The organism is Streptomyces sp. NPDC007157, from assembly GCF_040634235.1.
Classification (GTDB): Bacteria; Actinomycetota; Actinomycetes; order Streptomycetales; family Streptomycetaceae; genus Streptomyces.
The window spans coordinates 51036-70895 of the sequence record NZ_JBEYFE010000017.1 but is presented as its reverse complement, the minus strand read 5'-3'; the positions used below and the strand labels follow the sequence as shown (position 1 = coordinate 70895).

General features: G+C 68.3%; 17 protein-coding genes and 4 pseudogenes. 9 read left to right on the top strand and 12 right to left on the bottom strand.

Annotated elements, in window-relative coordinates; all coding sequences use genetic code 11:
* Positions 1-27: 27 nt before the first annotated feature.
* Positions 28-182: pseudogene (locus ABZ642_RS28325) on the top strand (transposase); the annotation flags it as partial.
* 789 nt (positions 183-971) lie between these two features.
* Complete coding sequence (locus tag ABZ642_RS28320; protein WP_360489258.1) at positions 972-1472, top strand: hypothetical protein; 501 nt, start codon at positions 972-974, stop codon at positions 1470-1472.
* Between the two features lie 180 nt (positions 1473-1652).
* Here ABZ642_RS28320 and ABZ642_RS28315 read toward each other — a convergent pair whose 3' ends face one another.
* From ABZ642_RS28315 to ABZ642_RS28285, 7 genes are all read right to left on the bottom strand, one after another.
* On the bottom strand, positions 1653-2855 hold the full coding sequence (locus tag ABZ642_RS28315) for a bifunctional class I SAM-dependent methyltransferase/NUDIX hydrolase (RefSeq protein WP_360489257.1): 1203 nt from the start codon (positions 2853-2855) through the stop codon (positions 1653-1655).
* A 28-nt stretch (positions 2856-2883) separates the two neighbouring features.
* Entirely contained in the window at positions 2884-3801 is a 918-nt protein-coding gene (locus ABZ642_RS28310) for an NUDIX domain-containing protein (RefSeq protein WP_360489256.1), read from the bottom strand.
* Positions 3802-3892: 91 nt separating this feature from the next.
* Positions 3893-6028 (bottom strand): methyltransferase, FxLD system, encoded by a 2136-nt coding sequence (gene fxlM / locus ABZ642_RS28305; RefSeq protein WP_360489255.1) that lies wholly within the window; start codon positions 6026-6028, stop codon positions 3893-3895.
* Positions 6029-6051: 23 nt separating this feature from the next.
* Complete coding sequence (locus ABZ642_RS28300) at positions 6052-8016, bottom strand: ABC transporter ATP-binding protein (protein WP_360489376.1); 1965 nt, start codon at positions 8014-8016, stop codon at positions 6052-6054.
* Between the two features lie 831 nt (positions 8017-8847).
* A complete protein-coding gene (locus ABZ642_RS28295; protein WP_360489254.1) occupies positions 8848-9900 on the bottom strand; it encodes a hypothetical protein in 1053 nt (350 codons plus the stop codon).
* A 245-nt stretch (positions 9901-10145) separates the two neighbouring features.
* Entirely contained in the window at positions 10146-10391 is a 246-nt protein-coding gene (locus ABZ642_RS28290) for a hypothetical protein (protein WP_360489253.1), read from the bottom strand.
* Positions 10392-10465: 74 nt separating this feature from the next.
* Entirely contained in the window at positions 10466-11050 is a 585-nt protein-coding gene (locus ABZ642_RS28285; protein ID WP_360489252.1) for a DinB family protein, read from the bottom strand.
* Between the two features lie 5 nt (positions 11051-11055).
* On the opposite strand from ABZ642_RS28285, the gene ABZ642_RS28280 reads away from it, so the two are divergent.
* Together ABZ642_RS28280 and ABZ642_RS28275 are read left to right on the top strand one after the other, a co-directional pair.
* A complete protein-coding gene (locus tag ABZ642_RS28280; protein ID WP_360489251.1) occupies positions 11056-11184 on the top strand; it encodes a hypothetical protein in 129 nt (42 codons plus the stop codon).
* Positions 11185-11221: 37 nt separating this feature from the next.
* Positions 11222-11872: pseudogene (locus ABZ642_RS28275) on the top strand (CbrC family protein).
* A gap of 79 nt (positions 11873-11951) precedes the next feature.
* Here the strand turns inward: ABZ642_RS28275 and ABZ642_RS28270 are convergent.
* Positions 11952-12293, bottom strand: a pseudogene (locus tag ABZ642_RS28270) (transposase); the annotation flags it as partial.
* An 81-nt stretch (positions 12294-12374) separates the two neighbouring features.
* Positions 12375-12917 (bottom strand): MarR family winged helix-turn-helix transcriptional regulator, encoded by a 543-nt coding sequence (locus tag ABZ642_RS28265; protein WP_360489250.1) that lies wholly within the window; start codon positions 12915-12917, stop codon positions 12375-12377.
* A gap of 87 nt (positions 12918-13004) precedes the next feature.
* Between ABZ642_RS28265 and ABZ642_RS28260 the strand changes: the two genes are divergently transcribed.
* Positions 13005-13913 (top strand): alcohol dehydrogenase catalytic domain-containing protein, encoded by a 909-nt coding sequence (locus tag ABZ642_RS28260; protein WP_360489249.1) that lies wholly within the window; start codon positions 13005-13007, stop codon positions 13911-13913.
* 46 nt (positions 13914-13959) lie between these two features.
* Positions 13960-14343, top strand: coding sequence for a limonene-1,2-epoxide hydrolase family protein (locus tag ABZ642_RS28255; protein ID WP_360489248.1), 384 nt, complete (start codon positions 13960-13962; stop codon positions 14341-14343).
* Between the two features lie 155 nt (positions 14344-14498).
* On the opposite strand, the pseudogene ABZ642_RS28250 reads toward ABZ642_RS28255, so the two are convergent.
* A pseudogene (locus ABZ642_RS28250) lies at positions 14499-15121 on the bottom strand (IS5 family transposase); the annotation flags it as partial.
* 130 nt (positions 15122-15251) lie between these two features.
* Between ABZ642_RS28250 and ABZ642_RS28245 the strand changes: the two are divergent.
* A complete protein-coding gene (locus ABZ642_RS28245; RefSeq protein WP_360489247.1) occupies positions 15252-15950 on the top strand; it encodes an SDR family oxidoreductase in 699 nt (232 codons plus the stop codon).
* A 181-nt stretch (positions 15951-16131) separates the two neighbouring features.
* Positions 16132-16836: a helix-turn-helix domain-containing protein gene (locus tag ABZ642_RS28240; RefSeq protein WP_360489246.1), complete on the top strand. Its 705-nt coding sequence runs from the start codon at positions 16132-16134 to the stop codon at positions 16834-16836.
* A gap of 140 nt (positions 16837-16976) precedes the next feature.
* Here the strand turns inward: ABZ642_RS28240 and ABZ642_RS28235 are convergent, their stop codons facing one another.
* A complete protein-coding gene (locus ABZ642_RS28235) occupies positions 16977-17381 on the bottom strand; it encodes an SsgA family sporulation/cell division regulator (protein ID WP_360489245.1) in 405 nt (134 codons plus the stop codon).
* A 298-nt stretch (positions 17382-17679) separates the two neighbouring features.
* A complete protein-coding gene (locus ABZ642_RS28230; protein ID WP_360489244.1) occupies positions 17680-18069 on the bottom strand; it encodes a hypothetical protein in 390 nt (129 codons plus the stop codon).
* Between the two features lie 928 nt (positions 18070-18997).
* On the opposite strand from ABZ642_RS28230, the gene ABZ642_RS28225 reads away from it, so the two are divergent.
* Positions 18998-19810: a HEAT repeat domain-containing protein gene (locus tag ABZ642_RS28225; RefSeq protein WP_360489243.1), complete on the top strand. Its 813-nt coding sequence runs from the start codon at positions 18998-19000 to the stop codon at positions 19808-19810.
* The last annotated feature ends 50 nt before the right edge of the window (positions 19811-19860 follow it).

Genomic DNA, 19860 nt, shown 5'->3' with positions numbered 1-19860 from the left:
TGCAGGGCGCTGCCGCGCTGCTGGCGGCTACCTGTCTCGCCGTGGTTGCGGCCAGACGCCGACACCTCCTCGGACCGCTCCTTCTGCCATACCTTCGGCCGGGGCTTGGGCAACACCAGATGGTCCCCGGCTGGCCGTACTCGATCGTCGCGGCGCTGGAGACCGGCCGGACCTCGTGGACCGTTGCTGGACGCGATCCGGCTGGAGCGCGCTACGACGTCGGACGAGTCCTCGCCACCGGCGAGTCCTGCACCCGACCCGCGCACCACAAGCAAGGAACCAAGCGCCGGCGCACTGGCGAGACGACCCGTCCGACGCCTAATCCGGGGCGCGAGACGGCCCCCGGACCTGGCATGCTGGCCCCGTGAACAACAAGCGCAGAAAGGACGATGCCGCGTAATCGGCCGTCCCGAGTTCGCGCCGCCGGACGTCACCCGAGGCGGCAGACGCACGAAACACCAACACCTGGGTTGCCGCGTGGCTCCGGCAAGCTTGCCGGAGCGGTTTCCCGCCTCGAGCACGCTCGGCTCTGGCCTGGGGCGATAGCCCAGGCCTTGCAGCAGTGGTCACGAACAGCCCACCGTCCCAGTCGTGCTCTCTCCGGCGGTTGCGGTTGCCCTTTGTGCAACCCCTTCTACACAACGGACGAGCGGGGAGTTCTGGAAGCGGCAATGCACGCTCTTCCGCCGCAGGCGGCGCGTGAGCTGCGGCGTCTGGTGAAACCGCTCGACGACCTCTACATCGCCAGAACTTGGCCCGACCCCTTCGCCTCGCCCGACGACGGATGGTGGGCAAGACGCTGTTGGGGATAGACCTGCGTCGATCGCTGCCCCAGCACCGTTGCCTGCCCAGCGGAGTCGTCAAGCGGCATCCTGAGCTTGTTCTTAGACCTCGGTCCGGCCATGGCGGGCTTGAGCGTGAGCAGTCGAATTGGGATGCGCCGTTCCGCAAGGCAGTTGCATACTCACCGCATGGCCTTGTTCTCTGCGCGGTTCCGGGATCCACGCAGTACCGAGTACGACTTCATCAGCTTGATCATCGTGCGGTGTCCTGGTTGCGAGAAGGCCGCTCGTGTCGTTCCGGCGCCCGAGGATTCTGATCCCGGGTGTCGGATCCTGTTCAGGCCGCGACGTCTGGTCTGTCGTGGCTGCGGACTGTCTCGAGTGTGGAGCGGCCGTCGTGTCGCGCTCCCTGCCGGCACAGCTCAACCCGCGACGGATCCGTACTTCGGTATGCCATTGTGGCTCCAGGTTGAGACCCGGCACGGGTGGTTGTGGGCGTACAACCTCGAACATCTCGACTTGATCCGTCGTTTCGTCCAGGCACCGCTGCGGGAACGAGCGCCCTGGTACGACACCGGGCAGAAGATGACGTTGGTGGCCCGGCTGCCGGCATGGATCAAGCGGGCGAAGAACCGGGACGAGATCCTGCATGCCGTCAGCCGCATCCAGGCCTCACTGGTTGCCGCCTGACCTGCTCACCGGCGTTCAAACGAGACGGCTGGGCCGGCGGATGTCCGGTCGAGCAGCGGTTCCCAACTGCGTGGGCACAACTCACAGGGGTCAGACATCAGCACGATCTTCAACCATGTCTCCTCTGGGTGGGGGAAGGCGAGGTCGCGTCGCACGACAGGCTCGAGTCTGTGCTGGCTGTCACGCCAATGCTTCTGTCGTCGTCGTGTCCGGTGTGCCGGGGGCGAAGCGAGTGAAGTGTGCGGACGTGTGATCGATGGGCAGGTCGGGTCGCCATGCGGTGAGGATCTGATCGCTGCACACGAACAGTCCGTCGGGAAGCTGATCGAGGGGGTGCCACGCCCAGTCGCCGACGCTCTCGTCCGGCTGCGTGGCCGGCTGTCCCCGCCAGGCGTGGACGAGCGCGCCGACGGTGACCCGCAGGACACCTTCGATGTGGTCGACGAGCGTTCCCAGGAGCCTGACGTCGGTGGGGCGCGCGATCAGACCGGTCTCCTCGCCGAGTTCGCGGATCACCGCGGCTTCGAAGGATTCCCCGGCTTCCACGGTCCCGCCCGGCAGTTCGAGGGTGCCGTGCCGGTGTCGGCCCAACAGGACGCCCTGCTCGCTGAGGAGGATCGCTCCGACCCCGACGGCGGCGTGCGGAGTTGGCGCTTTGGTGCTGCGAGGTCGGCTGGAGATCCGTTTCGGCCGGTCGGGCAGGCGGCGGGCGCGGATGAGCTGCTGGACTACAGCGGCGCTCCCGTCGGGGTGGGGCAGCAGGTCGATGGCCTCGACACGGAAGCCGTACTCGGTGAGAAGGTCCTCCCACAACTGCGGTGCCAGGACCCACATCTGGGTCGGCAGGGGCGGATCGTCGCGCAGCAGGATCAACTGCTCGCGTGGCGCCACCTCCGTGGACGGACCGCGGCCGTGCAGGTCGGTGTGCAGGAGCGAGAGAATCAACGGGGCGCCGGGACGCAGTCCTTCGCGCAGCGCCGGCAGCGAACGGTGCGGGTCGATGAACCCCAGTGTCCCGATCGCGTACGCGGCGTCGAACGGCTCGGCCCCGGCCAGGTACTCGGCCACATTTCCTTGGGCGAAGTCCACACCCTCAACGTTCGCGTGCGTGGAGACGGCGCGTTCGTGCTGGGTCGGGGACAGTTCGATTCCGGTGACGCGAGCGCCGTGAGCCTGTGCGAGATGGACGGCGTGGTGGCCGGCCCCGGAGCCGATGTCCAGGACGCGGCGGCCGGTGATGGCACCGAGGATTTCAGCTCCCGGTCCGTCCCCCTCCCAGGGCGTCCAGGACATCTGGTCGGGAATGGGCGGCGTGTAGGCGCGGGCCAGTTGGCGCTGGCCGTAGACGTTCCAGGCTCGGGTGTTGATGTCCTCGACGGTCACGATGCCTCCTGGGTGGGCGTGCTGCGGTTCAGGTGTGCGCGATGAGGTAGGCGGGGCCTTCCCCGCGCCGGGCTCGTTCGACGGCGTCGAGACGGGCGAAGTCGCGCGGCGCCATCAGCTCCTGCCAGGCGGCGAGGTCGTGGACGGCCCACATGTCGTGTTCGGCGGGATCGAGTCGGATCCGGCCGAGCTGGTCCGCGGTCAGCCGCCCGCCGTCGAAGACGAGACCCACCCTGTTCAGCGGCAGGCGGAGCCCGGCGTGCAGGAAGTACGTCAGGAGCAGCCTCGGCGTCTCCAGGCCGAGTTCCAGACCGGTCTCTTCGACCGCTTCGCGCCGGGCGGTCTGGAGCGGGTCCTCTCCTTGGGCATCCAGGTTTCCGCCCGGAAACTGCCAGGGCCGCGAGCCGTAGACCGAGCGCAGCTGGACCGGCCGGTCCTGCTCGTCCCGTACGTACAGGCAGCCGTACACCGTGTGGTGGGGAATGGTCTGCGCGTACTGCGTGGGTGTCATCGGCATGGGGTGGCCGGGCCTGGCTGGGCGGTGGTCGAACTCGAAGGCGAGGGCGCCGAGCGCCTCCTTGGCCGTCGGGTAGATGCCGCGAAGGCTGGGCAGCAGGTCCCCTGGTGATCCGTCCGGGTCGATCCGGGCGGCATCCTCCGCGCTGAGCAGGTCCTCGAAGGAGGCGTACGGGGTGATCCGCTTCACGATGATGTCGAGTTCCCGATCGCTGTCCCGGTCGTGGAAGACGATGGCGTCCCCCACCTCGACGGCTTTCTTCTCCTGGGTGGCGGCGCGGACTTCGATCGTCTTGCGTCCCGACTCGACCTGCCCGTAGTAGCGGCCCATGAGGCGGAAGTGATGCTGCCGCGGCGCGGCTTGATCCTCGTTCTGTGTGCGGGCCCCTTCGGCGTTGCCGCGGTCCTCTTCGTCCTGTGTGGTGTACATGAAGCACGCCCTTCTCGGTAGCGGTGGTCGCGGCGGCGGGGGAGCGGATCGGCCGATGGCGCTGCCGCGTGCCGGTCGTGATGGATCCGTGTTAGGTCCACCCCATGGAGACGTAGAAGGTGCCGCGGGAGATGGCCTCCAGGGCGATGCGGGTGTAGTCGACGATGGGCTCGGGCAGGGCGTCCAGCGGCCACCAGCGCCACTCGGTGCAGTGCTCCGGTTCGCGTACGACGGGTTCGCCCTCCCAGCGGGAGGGGGCGAAGAACAACTGGATCCGCGGGATCGGGCTGTCGGGGTCGAGCAGGTCGAGAACGTGGACGAATGCCAGGTCGTCCTCCGGGATGCGCAGTCCGGTCTCTTCCTCCGTTTCCCGGACCATGCAGGTGACGGCGGATTCCGTGTCTTCGCGGTGGCCGGCGGGGAGGTGCCAGGTGGAGGGAGCGAAGGCACTGCTCGGGTGGCGTTTGCCCAGGAGGACGGCGCCGTCGCGGATGAGGACGAGGTGGGCGCCGATGATGCTGCGGCTGCGTCGGTCGCGCGGTTCCAGGACTTCGAGCACCGGCAGCGGGTCCTGTCCGCTCACGGGATGTTGCGCGGTGTGGTGGGCGTGCAGGACGGCGGCAGCGCCGGGGTCCATGGTCATCTCGGCGATCTCGTCGATGCGGGTCCAGCGCACCTGGATGCCCTCGTGCAGTTCGATCTCGTGCGCGGGGGTGTTGAGGGTGCCGTGGTAGACGCGCACCCGGTTGTGGAAGGTGCCGTCCGCGTCGCGGGTGTCGAGCGTGACGAAGCCGGTGAGGTCGGAGATGGCAAGCCCGATCTCCTCGTCGAGTTCACGGACGATGCTCTCGTCGCAGGTCTCGCCCTTCTCGGTGTTGCCGCCGAGCAGCGCCCAGTGCCCTGGGCGCCAGATCGGCTTGTTCGCCGAGCGGAGGTGGAGCAGGTAGCGGCCTTGGTCGTCGGTGAGCAGGGCAGCGGTGCCGGGAACGATCGGCCAGTCGACGGTGATGCGGGTGTGTTTCTTGTCGAACACGTGCGGCTGGTGGGCTGTTGCCACCGGGGTGGGGCCGGCCGTCGGGTGGGCGGTGATGCGGGGGCAGAGGGCGCCGCGGTGGTTGCGCTGCCAGTGCCGGACCTGTTCGGCCATGTCCTGCGCGACGAGGTGGCCGTGGGAGCCGTAACCGTGGACCACGAGTTCATACAGACTGGTGCCGTCGTCTCCGTCGCCAATGCGCTCGGTGGCCAGCCGAGCCAGGGAGGTGCCGCGGACGATTGCGGCGGCAGGCCTGTGCTGGGGTGGCGGGTTGAGGACCGCATGGTCGTCGGGGTCGACGGCGAGGCGGCAGAATCCGGGCAGTGCGCCGGCGAGGTAGAGGAGGAGGGCGTCGAAGGGTTCTTGTCCACCAACGGTGATGCGGGTGCGGGTGACGGAGGGCTCGCGGGTGAATGCGGGCGCGAGGTGGTCGACGTCCGGAGGGACGCCGTCCTCCCAGGAGAGGTGGACGCCGGCGCCTGGGATGGTGCGTCGGTTTGCGCTGCAGGCGCCGTCGCCCTGCATGGCGACGAAGCCGCAGACGATGAGCGGTTCGTCGCTGTGCAGGGCTCCGTCGCGCTTGGTGAAGCCGATGGCCCAGGTGTACTGGTGCAGGCGCAGCGGGGCGACGAGACGGCCGCCCTCGGCGAGGGCGTGGATCCAGGGCAGGTCCCAGGTGTCGACGGTGACGACGATGGCGTCGAAGCCGCCGTCGGGAACCACGTCAGTGGGCAGGTGTTCGGCGTCTGCGGTGGCCACGCGAATGTGGTCGTATCCGGCCTGTGTCAGGAAGCGGGTGGCGCGTTCGGTGACGGCCGGGTCGATGTCGAGGGTGGTGACGTGACCGGTCGGGCCGGCGAGTTCGGCGATCAGGGCGGCGTTGTAGCCGCCGGAGCCGATCTCCAGAACGCGGTGGCCGGGCCGGATGCGGGCGGCTTCGAGCATGTCGGCCTGCAGCCAGGGCGCGGAGATGGAGCTGGTGATGCGGCCGTCGTCGCTGTGGAGGGTGGCGACGATGTCGTTGGCGTACGCCGCGGGGAGGGGTACTTCGGGGGCGAAGGCATGCCGCGGCACGGTGCGCAGGGCGTGGTCGACCGCGGGGGTGCGGACGTGTCCGGCAGCCGCGAGTCGGTCGGCCAGCTGGTGGCGCAGGGCGGTGGCCCCGGCGAAGCCTGCGGTGGGGGGCGTGGTCACGGCGGGCCTTTCGGTCGAGCGGGTCATACCTGATCCGAGACGGCGGGCGCAGCAGGGTTCGGGATGTTCGCGGGCGGGGCGTACTGGGCGGCCTGGGCGTCGAACATGGCTGCGTACCGGCCGCGGGCGGCGATGAGTTCGTCGTGGGTGCCGTGCTCGGCGAGGTGCCCGTTGTTGAGGACGTAGATGCGGTCGGCGTGGCGGACGCCGGACATGCGGTGGGTGACCAGCACGACGGCCCGGTTCGGCGCGGCCAGGCCGCGGATGCGGTCGAAGGCTTCGATCTCGGCTTCGGGATCAAGGGCGGACGTCGGCTCGTCCACGATGAGGATGCCGTCCCCCTGCGATGTTGAACTACGCCAGTGCGTGCGGGCCAGACCCACTTTCTGCCATTCGCCGCCGGACAGTTCGATGGCACCGCGGAACATGCGGGCGAGCAGACTGCGCAGGCCGTCGGGGAGTTTGGTGATCACGGGACCGGCGGCTGCGTAATCGACCGACGGCTCGAGATCCTCATCTGTTGCGGGGTGAGCGGGGCGACCGAGGCGAATGTTCATCGCGGCGGTCACGGGCCAGCGCTGGAAGTCCTGGGTGAGCAGGGAGACGCGCTCGAAGACCTGAGCGCGGTCGAGGCCGGTGAGGTCCGCCTCGCCCCAGCGCAGAGTGCCTGTATCGGGCAGCAGCATGCCCGAGAGGATCTTCATCAGGGTGCTCTTGCCGGAGCCGTTCTCGCCCACCACCGCGGTGACCGACCCCATCGGCAGCGTCAGCGAGACCCTGTCCAGGGCCACGGTGTCCCGGTCGGGATAGCGGTAGGTGACCTCGTCCAGGACGATCTCCCTGACCCGCTCCGGTACAGGTGCACCGCCGGCGGGCAATGTCCGCTGGGCGGCCTGGGTGAGGAACCGGCCGTGATCGCGGACGTAGAGGCTCTCCTCGTGCAGCTGGTTGATGTTCATGACCAGGGCGCCCAGGCTCGCCGAGCCGGTACGCACGGCGATGACAGCGGTCCCCGCGACGGCGAGGCTCATATGACCGGCCAGGATCAGCCAGAACATGGCCCCGTACGTTGCGGCCATCGCCAGTCCGGACAGTGCGGAGGCTACCCACTCGGTCAGGGCTTTGCTGGAGGCGAGGCGTTCTTGTTCGGCCTCGGCGCTCTCCGCCATGCGCTCGTAGCGGCTGAGGAGGAAGGCGCCGACGGCGTGCAGGCGGACCTCCTGGGCGGCGGTGCGTTCGGTGAGCAGATTGCCGATCAGGCGGCTGGCCCGCACGTGCTCGATCCAGCTCATCACCGACACATACCGTTCCTGGGCAACCCGCATGGCGCCCCAGCCGCGCGGGGCGGCGATGAGAATCAGCAGGGGCAGCAGCACGGGGTGCAGAACGAGAAGGACGCCGGCGGTGGTGACCAGGGAGATGAGTCCGTTCAGCGCGGCTACGCAGGCGCTGATCATGCGGCGGGCCGAGCCGGGGCCGTGCTGTGCGATGTCCACGAGCCGCCGGAAGTCGGGGTCGTCGATGGCTTCCAGTTCGACGCCCGCTGCGGCGGCCAGGTACTGGGTGGTGGCGATCCGCTCGACCTTGGGCTCCAGGCGCCCGGCCCGGGAGGTGGACCACGCCGACAGGGCGGAGTTGACGACGCCGATGCCGGCGGCGGCCAGCAGGCCGGGTAACAGGGCATGCAGCCGTTCGGCGGCGCTGCCGGTTGCGGCGAGCAGCGCGTGCATGACGGCGTTGACGGCGAGCAGGCCGGCTGCTGCGGCGATGCCCTGGCCGATCTCGCTGACTCCGACGGAGAGCAGGGCACGCCGGTCCGCCTGCCACGCCATGCGCAGCGTGGCGCCGACGAGCGCGGGCATGGAACGCAGCGCGGACATCATGGTCAAGTCCAAGGTCGAGTGCTCGTGCGTGGACCAACCCATGTCGTAGCGCAGGGGTCCGCCGAACAGCTCATGTTCGGCGTCGGAGACCTGCGGGTCGACCATCGTGACCGGGCCGAAGAACCTCTTCACCTGGAGCCTCCCGTAGACCAGTTCAGTGCCCGGTGGGACGGGCCGTGGGTGAGCATGTGGAAGATCGCGGCGGTGCAGGGACGGCAGGTTGGCGGGGGCCTTTCCAAGCCCGTGGAGTTGACGCGGTGGTGCGAGGCTTCCCACACACCGTCCAAGCGGCCGGCACGCTCGGCACCCAGGGGGCGAGAGCGGACGGGAGACGAGTGGGTTGCGTCATGCCAGACACGTCGTGATCGGTCGTGACCCGTCGGCGAGCAGGGAGTTGCGGCCGGGGCGGAGAGAGGGCTGGTGCCCGAGGAGGCGGCGGTCTCTTCGAACGCGGGATGAACCAACGCAGGACGGCGTACGAGATGCATGGGGACTCCTCGGAGCAAGATGCGGACGAGTGATCGGGTAACGGGGGTTTCGGTGTCGCTGTAACGGGTGGAGGAGGACGAAATCTGGAACTTGAATTCGAATACCGTGCCCTCCCCTTATGTGGTCGTGCGTGGCGGTCCGTGATGCTGTGTTCGATCACTCGTGTGGGTTGGGGTACCTCCTCCGGGTGATTGCCTGATAGCGCCTTGTTGCCCCGCAGGAGTCGCCTCAGTTCGGCTTCGCCGCGCCCCGTGTTCGTCAGCCCCGACGGCCGGTGACGGGCCGGAAGTCGTACAAGCAGATTTGGACAACGTCGTGCCGTTGGGTGAGGAGGCTCGCCGTGGTGAGTTTGTCCGCCGGCACGGCTTGTCTTCGTCGAGGCGGGCATCGGCTGCAGACTTCTGCGAACAAGACCAGACTTCGTTCGGTGCCGGCCGACTACCGCCATCAGTTCAGCGGAATGACAGGCCTGACGAGGGTGCCGCGGGTATGGGGGCGCTTCGCGACGAAGTCGCCCTGTTCGGGGTCGCGATAGGAGTTCGCCGGAATCAACCATTTGGCGAACCAGGGTTCGCCGCCGCATTCGGTGCCTCCGCCGTCGGCGCCACGGACTTCGCGCGGGTCGGCGGTCAGCTCCCACTTGTAGGAGTTCTGAGCCATGTGCAGTCCTGACAGCATCGGCGATGCCGCGACAACGGGGACGCAGTCGGGCATGACCAAGGTGTTGTCGTCCTCGAGCCATCGGGTCGGCATACGGTCGCCCCAGGGGAACAGGCTTCGTGCGCCGAACGCGTAGGCGTGTTCCCATTCGTTGGGAGTGGGCAGGCGTCGGCCGGTCCGTGCCAGCTCATCGGTGATCGTGTCGTAGGTGGTGTGGGCCGTGAGCGACGCCGAAGTGGGGTTTCCGTCTGGGTCGAAGCGGACGCGACCGTGGGTTGCCGTATCGGTTTCGGGCAGGATGAGATCGTCGATGGGTTCCTGGAATCCCGGCTTCCACCGCTGGATGAGCGCGGTGATGATCGGGTGGTCGAGGGGAGCCTCACTCACGCCGGCCTCATCAGCGTGCGTAGCAGCGAGGAACGCCTTCACATGCGCAGTACGGGGGCGCGAGGTGATCGCGGCGATGTGCGCGCGGATCTCCTCGACGGTGTTGTCGGTGTGGCGGGCGCGGGCCTCAGCACGGTCATCCGACTCGTGGTCGGCGTACTCGGGAAACGGGTCCAACGCCCGGTGGCTACCGAGGTAGGACAGAACCTCTTCGTCGGTCGGTGTCCAGGATTCGGGGTCGAAGCCGAGCTGGGTGTCTCCGCCGGGGACGAAGGCAAATGGTCTCCCGCCGACCTCGACGATCGCGTTGTAGGCGGTTCGTCGGGCGTACTTGTGGACGTGGACGGACACGACGGCACCGCCCACCTCTCGAGCGGTTGCCTCGGCGCTGGCTGCGGCCGCCTTCTGGTCGAACTGGAGCCACTCGTCGAGGGTGATATCGGCAGTCGACATGCCGCGGAGTATGCCGGAACCGACTGACAGCCGAGATGGCGAGTGGAGCGGGGGAGTGGACGATCAAGGCGGTCCTGACTGTGCTCGTCCAGAGGATTACCCTTGTGGAGGCCGCTCGCCAGAGCTTCAGGCCGAGAAGGCCTCGATCAGTTGGCTGCACGAGGTGAAGGGCGATCTGGCGAAGCAGGTCTTCGACGGGGTCACCAACCTGCTGAACCTCGAAGCGGACCTGCTGTTCGTCGACGTCACCAGCACTCGCTTTCTGGTTCGCTGGAAGAGCGGTGTATCGATGCTCGGGCACGCGGCTCGCGCAGCCCCTCGAGAAATTGGCCGCTGTCGCCGCCGTAGTACACGAACTCGACATAGTGACCGAGCAAAGGCACGCTCAGATAGCTGACCCGCATCCCGTTCGGCACATCAGCACTCCACCTCGCGGTGGCACCGCCCGCCGACGCGGTTGCCATGGCCGCATCGAAGTCGTCGACGAGCACACCGATATGGTGGAAGGCACAGCACCCACGACCGGCATCATGCCGCACGAACATCAAGTCACGTCAGACGACCTCTAGGCCTTGATCGGTGCGGCCGACCTGGCGGCCTGCTCGATCTTCGCGCAGTAGGCTGCGCGGGCTTCTTCGTCGATCTGCTGCTCGTTTTCGGCGCGCACCCCGGTCCTGCCGTCGAGGCCCTCGCGCAGGATGTCGGCGTGCCCGGCATGCCGGATGGACTCGCCGAGGACATGGACCATGATGGCGAACAGATTCGTGTTGGGATAAGGCTCTGGCCACCACGGCACGTGGCCGGGGGCGTCGAGGGGAAGCTCGTTGATCGTCGCGTCCGAGTGTTCCCACGTGCGCCGGTAGAATTCGATGATCTGATCGCGGGTCTCGTCCTGGGCCGCCCAATGATCGCTGCCGTTGGAGTCCTGCCACCGGGGCAGCGGTTCCGGGGAAGGGCGGTCGAAGACCTCGCCGAAGTACCTGGCCTCGACGGTGGCCACGTGTTTGACCAGGCCGAGGAGGTTGGTCCCGGTCGCTGTCAAAGGTCGGCGGGCGTCGTATTCGGACAAGCCGTCGAGTTTCCAGAGCAGCGCCTTGCGGTCCCGCCGCAGTCTCCCGTGCAGGCTGTCTTTCGCGAACTCATCGATCATGCGGCATGAGCCTGCCATGGGCTGCTCGTGGTCTCAAGATCCTGTACGTGGTCCGCAACGACTGGCAGAGCCGAGGCCAGGCCGTGACCGCCGCCCTGACCTGCTACAAGAAGCTCGCGAAACTTGCCACGTGAGACAACCTCTTACCTTGCCGTCTAACCTCTGGTCTTCGTGTGGGGGGTTGCTGCGCTACATCGTGGCCTGTGGCAGACGGTTACCAGCTTCGCGGTGCCGGTTTCTGGTTGGGATGATGGTCCCGTGGCAGAGCCGACCTTTCGATACCACCCCGATCCGCTGGCTTCCGGGTCCGCGTTGCGCACCGACCATGTCTGCAGTGTTTGTGGCGTGGATCGACAGATCCGCTATCAAGGCCCTGTCTACGGTCGGCAACCTGATTCCCTGTGCCTTCACTGCATCCACTCCGGGGCAGCGTCTCGTGCCCTGAGCGTCTCAGCCGGAGGCGATAAGAACTCCGACATGGCTGCGGTGTTCAGCGATGCCGTCGACGTCCCCGACGACGTGCCTCTGTCGGTCGTCGAAGAGATCACCTGACGCACTCCCGGCTTTGCGGGTTGGCAGCAGGAGGCCTGGCTGTACCACTGTGGCGATGGCGCGGCCTTTCTCGGCCCTGCCGGGTATCGCGAGCTTGAGGCCCACCCAGAGGCCCTCGCGATGCTCCATGAAGATCATCAGCGTTACGGCTGGTCGCCGGCAGAAACCGAACGGTTCCTGCGGGGACTGGACCGGGCCGGCGAGCCGACCGCCTATCTCTTCCGCTGCTTGCACTGCAACACAGGCCTGGCATCTTGGGACATCGGCTGACAGCAGCTCATTCCGTGCCGTGATCACGGCCATCGTCGGTCGTTCGCCGGCGCTTCGTTCCCTTCTTGTGGTGCGCGGGTCCGGCGGTACCGGAGTGCTGCCTTTGCACCCCGGCCGACCGGACGCCGTTCTTCAGGAAGCCGGTGTCGCCGACGATCAGGACGGCATCCCGGTCTCCGAGGTGTTCCACGACGTAGTCACGCACATCGTCGAGGACCTTGTCGGCGTCCCACTCGATCCTGTCCAGCATCCGCTGGATACGGTCCGGACTGTCATGACCGGCCTCCTCGGCCGGCGTCCAGCCGTTCTCGCGCTCCAGCGGAGCAATCAGCCCCCGCATGTGGGCAAGAGCCGATTCACGCGGCTCCGACCTGTCGAAACGGTGCACGAACCGCTCGTGCAAAGCGGTCAGTTCACCCACCCATTACCTGGCATCAGCAAGGCCCCCCTACCCATGACCGACCTGGCCAGTAGTCAGCGGAAGCACCGTTGCAGTACTAAGTCAAGGCCGGTCACTCGCCCCGCGCGGGTGCCAGTCCACCGGCGGCGGCAGTGTGCCCTGCGCGATTATGTTTGCGTAGACGCTCTCCAGCGCCTGGCTGAGCGGCCCGACAAGCTCGTGCGGCAAGCCGTCGAAGAACAGGCGACGCACGAGTTCCACGTGTCCCAGAGCCGCGGCCTCGAGTACCGTCCGGCCGTGTTGGGTCAGACTCACCTCGGTCACGCGCCGGTCGTTCGCAGACAGGCTGCAGCTCACCAGTTCCCGCTTGGTCATCCGCCGCACGTGGTGCGAGACCCGGCTGCGCTCCCAGCCGATCTGCGCGGCCAGCACCGTGATCGGCATCGGGCCCCCGTCGGCGACGCTCAGGGCCGTCAGGACGTCGTAATCCGGCAGGGACAGGTCGCTGTCGGACTGCAGCTGGCGATTCATCTCGTAGGTCAGCCGCAGCTGAACCCGGATGTACGCCAGCCAGGCCCGTTGCTGTTCGCCGTCGAGCCACCCGCCCTCGGGCACCGGCGCGCCGCCGTTGGCATTGCGTGACATGTCACCTATGCTTTCTGTCTAGCACCACCGTCGAGGCGTGCCGCTCCCACATCATCTCGCGCGGATCGCCAGGAGCAGGAGGTATCCATGCCGTACGCAGCAGTGCTCACCGGATACGGATCGCCCGAGACGCTCGTGTGGTCGGAAGTCGCCCTGCCCGCACCCGGACCTGGTCAGATCAGGATGCGCGTACACGCGGCGGGAGTCGGCCCGACCGACCTGAAGATCCGGCGCGGTGACCTCCGAGAGGTCTTCCCGCTGCCTGACCCCGCCGTTCTCGGCTTCGAGGCCGCCGGCACCGTCGACGCCCTCGGACCAGGCGTGACTGGCGTGTCGCTGGGTGACGAGGTCGCCGCCCAGCTGCCCACGCTCGGCGGGTACGGCGAATACGCCCTCGCCTCGGACTGGACCGTCAAACCGGCGACCGTCAGCTGGGCCGACGCCGCAGCGCTGCCCGCCTCGGCCGAAGCCGCCGTCGGCGTCCTGCGCCAACTCGGCGTCACCTCCGGCGAGACCCTGCTCGTCCTCGGCGGCGGAGGCTCGGTCGGCGTGATCGCCACCCAGCTGGCCGTATCCCAGGGCCTCACAGTCTTCAGCGCCACCGGCCCGAGCGACGAGCGGTTCGCCAAGGATCTCGGCGCGATCCCGGTCCGCTACGGATCGGCGCTCCTTGCGCAGATGCGCGCGCACGTCGGCAAGGTGGACGCCGTCTTCGACGCCGGAGGCAAGGGCGGCCTGCGCGACGCTGTCGAACTCGCGGGCGGCCCCGCGCGCGTGATCACCCTCGCGGACGAGCATGCGGCCGACTTCGGCGTCGCCCTCTCCGCCCCCACCCCGGACCGCGCCCCCGACGCGGTCGAGCAGACCATGCCACTACTCGCTTCCGGGCAACTCCGCCTGCGTGCCCAGCGGCTGCTGCCGATGCGGGACGCCGCGCAGGCGCACGCCCTCCTCGAGGTGGGCACAGCGCACGAAAAGCTCATCCTCACCGCTTAGCGGGCTATCGCAGTGCACTGTTCACATCAACCGCGGGAGGAGCCAGATGGAGAGCCCGATCGAGGTAGTGCGCAGGTTTTGCGCGGCATGGTCGGACAACACTGGGGCCGCCGAACTGGCAGCATTTTTCACCGACGACGCCATCTACCACAACATCCCGCTGGCGCCGATCTCCGGCCGGGAGGCCATCGCCAACACCATCACCTCGTTCATCCGCCCTGGCCCGCCGGGCATTGAGCACATCGAGTTCCGCGTCATCAACATCGCGGCCAACGGACCGATCGTGATGACCGAGCGGGTGGATGTCTTCAAGCTCCCTGACAAATCGTTCGAACTGCCGGTCATGGGGACCTTCGAGGTCACCGACGGCAAGATCAACGCCTGGCGCGACTATTTCGACATGAACCAGTTCACCAGCCGGATGGGATAAGGCTGGACCTACTCAACTCGGTGGCGTGCCGGGCGTTCATCCGTACCTTCGTCAGGATCCTCCAGTTCTTCAGGTCGGCGAGGCCGTGCTCGATGGCAGCACGCTCCCGGCTGACCAGCTTGTTCGCCTCCTCCTCGGTCGCGGTGATCGCCCTGGCGGTCGCCGCCGCGGTTGAGTCGGCGGCGTTGGGTCTTTCCAGACGAAGCTTCCACGGGGCTGGCACCGCGGAGGGCGGCGAGGCCGCGACCGTCCGCGCTCAGGTGGAGTTTGGTGGTAAGGCCGCCGCGTGAGCGGCCGAGCGCCTCATCTCCTGCGCCACCTCCGCCAGGAGGTCAGTCAGTTCCGCCCGGATCTGAGCGTTCCCGACCGCCTTGCCAAAGCCCCCTTTGGGGCGCGGTGGCGGCGCCAGCCGGGCGCCGGCCGCGTGCTGGTGGGCTCGCACGGAGGCCGAGTCCACGGACACATCCCAGTCGATGTCGCCGGCCGCGTCAGCCTCGGCCTGGACCCGCTGGACGAGCAACTCCCAGGAGCCGTCAGCTGACCAGCGGCGATGCCGCTCGTGCACCGCCTTCCACGGCCCCTGGCGTTCCGGCAGATCGCGCCACTGCACGCCTGTCCGGATCCGGTGCAGCACCCCGTTGATTACCTGCCGATGGTCCTGCCAGCGGCTACAGCGTCGGTTGCTCACTGGCAGGAGCGGCTCTGGTCGCTCCCACTGGGCGTCAGTCAGATCACCCCTATGCCCCACAGTCCTATCAACGACTCGACTGATCGGCATGACACTGCCCAACTCCTGGTCCACGGTCAGGAGCGGAGCCGTCGGAGAAAGCCGGGAGCGAGCGTCGAAGATCGCTGGGTATAGTGCAGGCGCTTTGCCCCGATGACCCCGTCGCCGAGGAGGCCGTCCCATGGAACCCGTCACGCTGATCACCGGTGGGTCGACCGGAATCGGCGCCGCCACCGCCCGCGCCCTGCTCAAGCAGGGCCACCGCGTGGCCGTCACCGGACGCGACGCGGGCAAGCTGGCCGCCTTCGCCACCACTGCGGGGGAGGGCGAGCGGCTGCTGATGATCACCGGCGACGCCGGCGAAGCGGATGACGTCGCCGCCGCCGTCCGCCGCGTGCTGGACACCTGGGGCCGGCTGGACAACGTCATAGCCAATGCTGGTTTCTCCCTGCCCGGCAACCTGGAGACCCACGCCCCTGAGGACATGCGCGCCATGATCCTCACCAACGTCCTGGGCCCCGCCCTGCTGATCCAGGAGACCCTGCCCCACCTGAGGACCTCCAAGGGCCGAATCGTGATCATCGGCTCGGTCGCCGGCGTCCGCCACACCCCCGGCAATCTCTACTCCGTCACCAAGTGGGCCGCCCACGCCCTCGCCGAGAACACCCGTCTCCTGGTCGGCCAGGACGGAGTCGGCGTCACCGTTGTCGCCCCCGGCGTCGTGGACACCCCCTTCTGGCACGTCCGCGGCGGCACCCCTGAGGCAGCCGCCACGATGACCGCCGAGCAGATCGCGGACACCATTGTGTTCGCCATCAACCAGCCCGCGGGCGTGGACATCAACCACATCACGGTGCGGCCGACGGGGCAGGTCGGCTGAGGTAGAGCTCCCAAGGGTCGTACGGGGAGGCGCCTTTGGCTCCGCCAAGCATGGTGTGGCCCGTGCCGGAGTCTCATCGTCTCCGGTGCGCCCTGCGTGCGTGCGCCTGGACCACGTTCCGTCCGGACCGTGAGTAAGATCACAACCTAATTCGAGGGCCCCCTCATGTTAGTCTGGAGGCATGAGTCACCAGCACGTCCTGCCCGCGCCTCAGGCGCCGGCCAAGGCGCTGCGCCGTGACGCGCAGCGCAACAGGGACGCGATCGTCGCCGCCGCCCGCAAGGCCTTCGCCGAACAGGGGCTGGACGCTTCCCTGGAGGGTATTGCCCGCGAGGCGGGCGTCGCGATCGGCACGGTCTACCGTCACTTCCCCAGCCGGCTCGACCTGGTCGAAGAGCTCTTCACCGCGAAGTTCACGGACCTGCTGGCCGCAGCCGAAGAGGCCGCGGCCATGGACGACGCCTGGGAAGGGTTCTGCCACTACCTGGAAAAGCTCTGCGAACTGCAGGCCTGTGACCACGCCTTCAATGACCTGATCTCGGCTCGCCTGCCGATCCATGCGCTCGGCAGAGGAATGTTCGAGCGTACGCAGGAACGGCTTGCTCAGATCTTCTGCAACGCCCAGGAGCAGGGCGTCCTGCGTGACGACGTCACTCCGGAGGACATCACTTTCGTGATCTGGTCCCAGATGGGGATCATCCAGGCAACCCGTGCTGTCGCCCCCAACGCCTGGCGCCGCCACCTGCACCTGCTGCTCGACGCCTTCCGCGCGCAGTGCGCCCACGAGCTGCCCGAACCTCCGCTGACCCCCCAGCAGGTCGAGCAGACCCTCACCACTCTCGAGTGTCCCGAAGAGGAGTGCCGCGAGTGCCGCGAGGAGGCATGAGCCGCGGCTGACGACGTTGGCAACGGGGCATGCAACGTTGGGCAACGCGGCATGCAGCGGGGCATACGGCGGGCCCGGTGCCGCGGTCGGCATCCGGGCCCTCAGTCCTGCGAGGGGCATCACCATTCAGGGGATGGCGTTCAGTTGTCCGCCATCAGCTGTGCCAGCTTGGCGTCCAGGTCGAGCCGGCTGGATTCGGTCCCCGGCGGCACCACGGACCACGTTTCACGCACGAAGGATTCCACGCCCCGCGCGGGGAACTCGAGCAGGGCCGATCCCGCAGGGGAACGAAGAACCATGCTCACCACATCGCGTCCCGGGCCGCCGGTCGGCCACATGTGCACGTCTCCTTGCCCGGTGTGCTCGCCCAGAGCCTGAGCCAGCATGTCGCGACTGAGGAACCACTCGATCGTTCCGCTCTGGTCCGGGGTGTGGAAGACGGCACGCACCGCATAGGGATCACCCGCGTCGTACTGCAGTGCTGCATGTACCGACACCGACAGGTCGTGCGACAAGACGAGCTGCACGGTCAGCTCGCGCGCCACGGTTCGGACCGATCTCACTGTCCCTCACTTCCACGTCCCCGCTCGCCCGGCACTGCGATCGCTCCCCGCGTGCTTCGAGGCGCGGGGGTGGCGGTACCGCCGGCGCAACCGGAAGCGCCGGTGGACGGGAGCAGCCCACACGGTTCCCGCGTGTTGTCCCTGTTCGGCCGGGAGGCGATTTCACCGGCTCGAGCTCGATCTCGGCTCGGCGAGCGGTCGGTTTGACGAGTCGCAACGGCACAACCCCAAGCCACGTCGTTGCGGCCGGTCAAACCGACCGTGCTGGCCTGCGGCCGCATCAGCGCTGGTCCGCGAACCACACGACCTGGTCCAGGTGCCAAAGCTCGGCGCTGACGCGGTACGTGGTCGCCTCGTTCCAGCGGTACCCGTCCCAGACGTACACGTGGCTACCGTTCCAGCGCTCTTCCCCGTAGTGGCCCTGGCGGTCGTCGTTCGTGTACCAGCCGCGGGGTGCGCCCCAGCTGTCGTCCTGTGCCTCGTGGTGGACGCTCTGGTATCGGTCCGCGCGGTCGCCGCTGGTGGCGAAGGCGGTGATCGCGGAATGCGTGTGCTCCCCGGGCGCCGAGGCCGTCGCCGCTGACGCCGTGCCGCTGACTCCGAGAAGGGCTCCGCCTGCCAGCGCCGTAGAAGCGACAGCGGTCGAGACGCGCTTGATCCACTTGTTCATGGTCATCTCCTTGTGATGTGCCGCGATTCCGTTCACCGGGCGGCTGTCCTGTCCGTGATCCGGGGGACCCGAATCGGTCGGGTGCCGAACTGTGAGGATCATCCGGAGGGGGCCCTCATGTTCGACGTTGCTCAGCGTACTTGAGGGGGCCCTCATGTTTGCGGTGAGGCTCATCACAGCACGTCGGAGGGGTCGACTGGCACGAGTGGCGCGACGGCGGCCGAGGCGGCGGGCGCCGGGTCTGACCTGCAGGAACGGGCATCCGGGACCCGGGGCGCCGACGCCAACCTCGTGCTGGGAGCCGCGGCGACCAGCGCGCGGTTGGGTCTCGGTGGCGGCGGCGGTGGACTCGACGTGTGCGGCGGCGCAGGCAGTAACCGCTGGTCACGGTGTCCTCGAAGATGGTGGGCAGCCCGGCCGCGTGGATGGGCAGCGCCGTGGCGGCGGCCCTGGAGGACGCGATGAGCCCGCCGGGACGCCGCGCGAGGTGCCAGGCCAGGGTGCGACGGAACCGCTCGGTGCCGACGGCGCCGCGCGGGTCTTCAGGGATCACTTCGTGGAGGCGGCCGGATCGGACGGCCAGATTCAGGTGCCCAGGTGATGAAGTCCTCGATCCGCCGGTTCATCGTTGGCCGGCTCAGCGCTCCCTGGTAGGTCCGGTGCTTCGGGAAGTCATGGGCGGTGGCACCGAAGAGGTCACGTGGCCTCGGGAAGGAAAGCGGTCTGTGCGAGGGTTCCCGGCAGGGGGCCCGGTCGACGGGGACGGGGGAGGCCCGCGCTCCGTGGAGTGGGATGTGAACGTGCCTACGTCCGATGTCAATTGACGTCCTTACCGCGTGCGCCAGGTACCCGGCTGAATCTTCCGGCTCCACGATGCGGGCGGAAATCGGGCGGCGCCGGGGGTGTCGTACGGGTCAGACTGGCGCGCATGGAGGACGAGATCGCCCGTAAGGTGGCCCAACTGGACGCGGAGTCAACCGAGGTGGCCGAGGAGGCGCAGCACACGCTCATCGCCCTGGGACCACAGGTGCTGGAGCCGCTGATCGCGGCGGCTCCGGCGCTCAATCCGTTCGGGCAGCTGTGTGCCGTGGAGGTGTTCACCGCGCTGGGTGACCCGCGCCCCGCCGACACCTTGATCGGCATGCTGGGCAGCGAGAGCGCGACCGTCCGGCAGTGGGCCGCCGAGGCCCTGGCCGACCTGGGCGTCCAGCGTGCCGTACCACGCCTGTGGCAGACGTACGACGCGTTCCTGCGGCGCGGGGAGGCGCCCGACGACAGTGAGGGCGAGGGCCTGCGCTGGGCGCTCACCGAACTGGGTGCCCGCGAGACCGTCCTCCCGCGGCGGTCCGCTGCGCTGTGCGGCACGGGCGGCGCACCGACGGGTCTCTGGCCGGTGGAACATCTGCCAGAGGTGATCCGGGACCTCGCCGACCACGGGCAGGCGGTGCTGTACTTCCAGGTCTGGGAGGTCACGTTCGACGGCGGACGTCGCGGCGTCCGCGGGCCGGGCATCGACTGGACCGTGGACCGTGACCGCCCCTGGTCCGGGTGTGTCGCCTCTTGCCGCGACTGGGCGCTGCTGGCGGCGGAGGCGGTGGACATGGCACCTGGTCGGGTGGTGACGATCTCCTGGATCGACGCGGCGGATCTCCGCGTCGACAGTTCGCGGGAGTTGCCGGCGGCTGATCAGCCGGAAATCGGCCCTGGAATGCGGCCACTTGACGGCACAGCTCGGGACTGAGCATTCCGATCCTGTGCATGGCGCGCTTGGGTCGGTGAAGTCGACGGCAG

Bases quoted from the DNA above. Each gene is read 5' to 3' on its own strand.
- ABZ642_RS28260 (WP_360489249.1), top strand. From the start codon at position 13,005: ATGCCGTACGCAGCAGTGCTCACCGGATACGGATCGCCCGAGACGCTC.
- ABZ642_RS28285 (WP_360489252.1), bottom strand. From the start codon at position 11,050: ATGATCGATGAGTTCGCGAAAGACAGCCTGCACGGGAGACTGCGGCGG.
- ABZ642_RS28310 (WP_360489256.1), bottom strand. From the start codon at position 3,801: ATGTACACCACACAGGACGAAGAGGACCGCGGCAACGCCGAAGGGGCC.
- ABZ642_RS28225 (WP_360489243.1), top strand. From the start codon at position 18,998: ATGGAGGACGAGATCGCCCGTAAGGTGGCCCAACTGGACGCGGAGTCA.
- ABZ642_RS28295 (WP_360489254.1), bottom strand. From the start codon at position 9,900: ATGTCGACTGCCGATATCACCCTCGACGAGTGGCTCCAGTTCGACCAG.
- ABZ642_RS28265 (WP_360489250.1), bottom strand. From the start codon at position 12,917: ATGTCACGCAATGCCAACGGCGGCGCGCCGGTGCCCGAGGGCGGGTGG.
- ABZ642_RS28300 (WP_360489376.1), bottom strand. From the start codon at position 8,016: ATGGTCGACCCGCAGGTCTCCGACGCCGAACATGAGCTGTTCGGCGGA.
- ABZ642_RS28255 (WP_360489248.1), top strand. From the start codon at position 13,960: ATGGAGAGCCCGATCGAGGTAGTGCGCAGGTTTTGCGCGGCATGGTCG.
- ABZ642_RS28280 (WP_360489251.1), top strand. From the start codon at position 11,056: ATGAGCCTGCCATGGGCTGCTCGTGGTCTCAAGATCCTGTACGTGGTC.
- ABZ642_RS28230 (WP_360489244.1), bottom strand. From the start codon at position 18,069: ATGAACAAGTGGATCAAGCGCGTCTCGACCGCTGTCGCTTCTACGGCG.
- ABZ642_RS28240 (WP_360489246.1), top strand. From the start codon at position 16,132: ATGAGTCACCAGCACGTCCTGCCCGCGCCTCAGGCGCCGGCCAAGGCG.
- ABZ642_RS28320 (WP_360489258.1), top strand. From the start codon at position 972: ATGGCCTTGTTCTCTGCGCGGTTCCGGGATCCACGCAGTACCGAGTAC.
- ABZ642_RS28245 (WP_360489247.1), top strand. From the start codon at position 15,252: ATGGAACCCGTCACGCTGATCACCGGTGGGTCGACCGGAATCGGCGCC.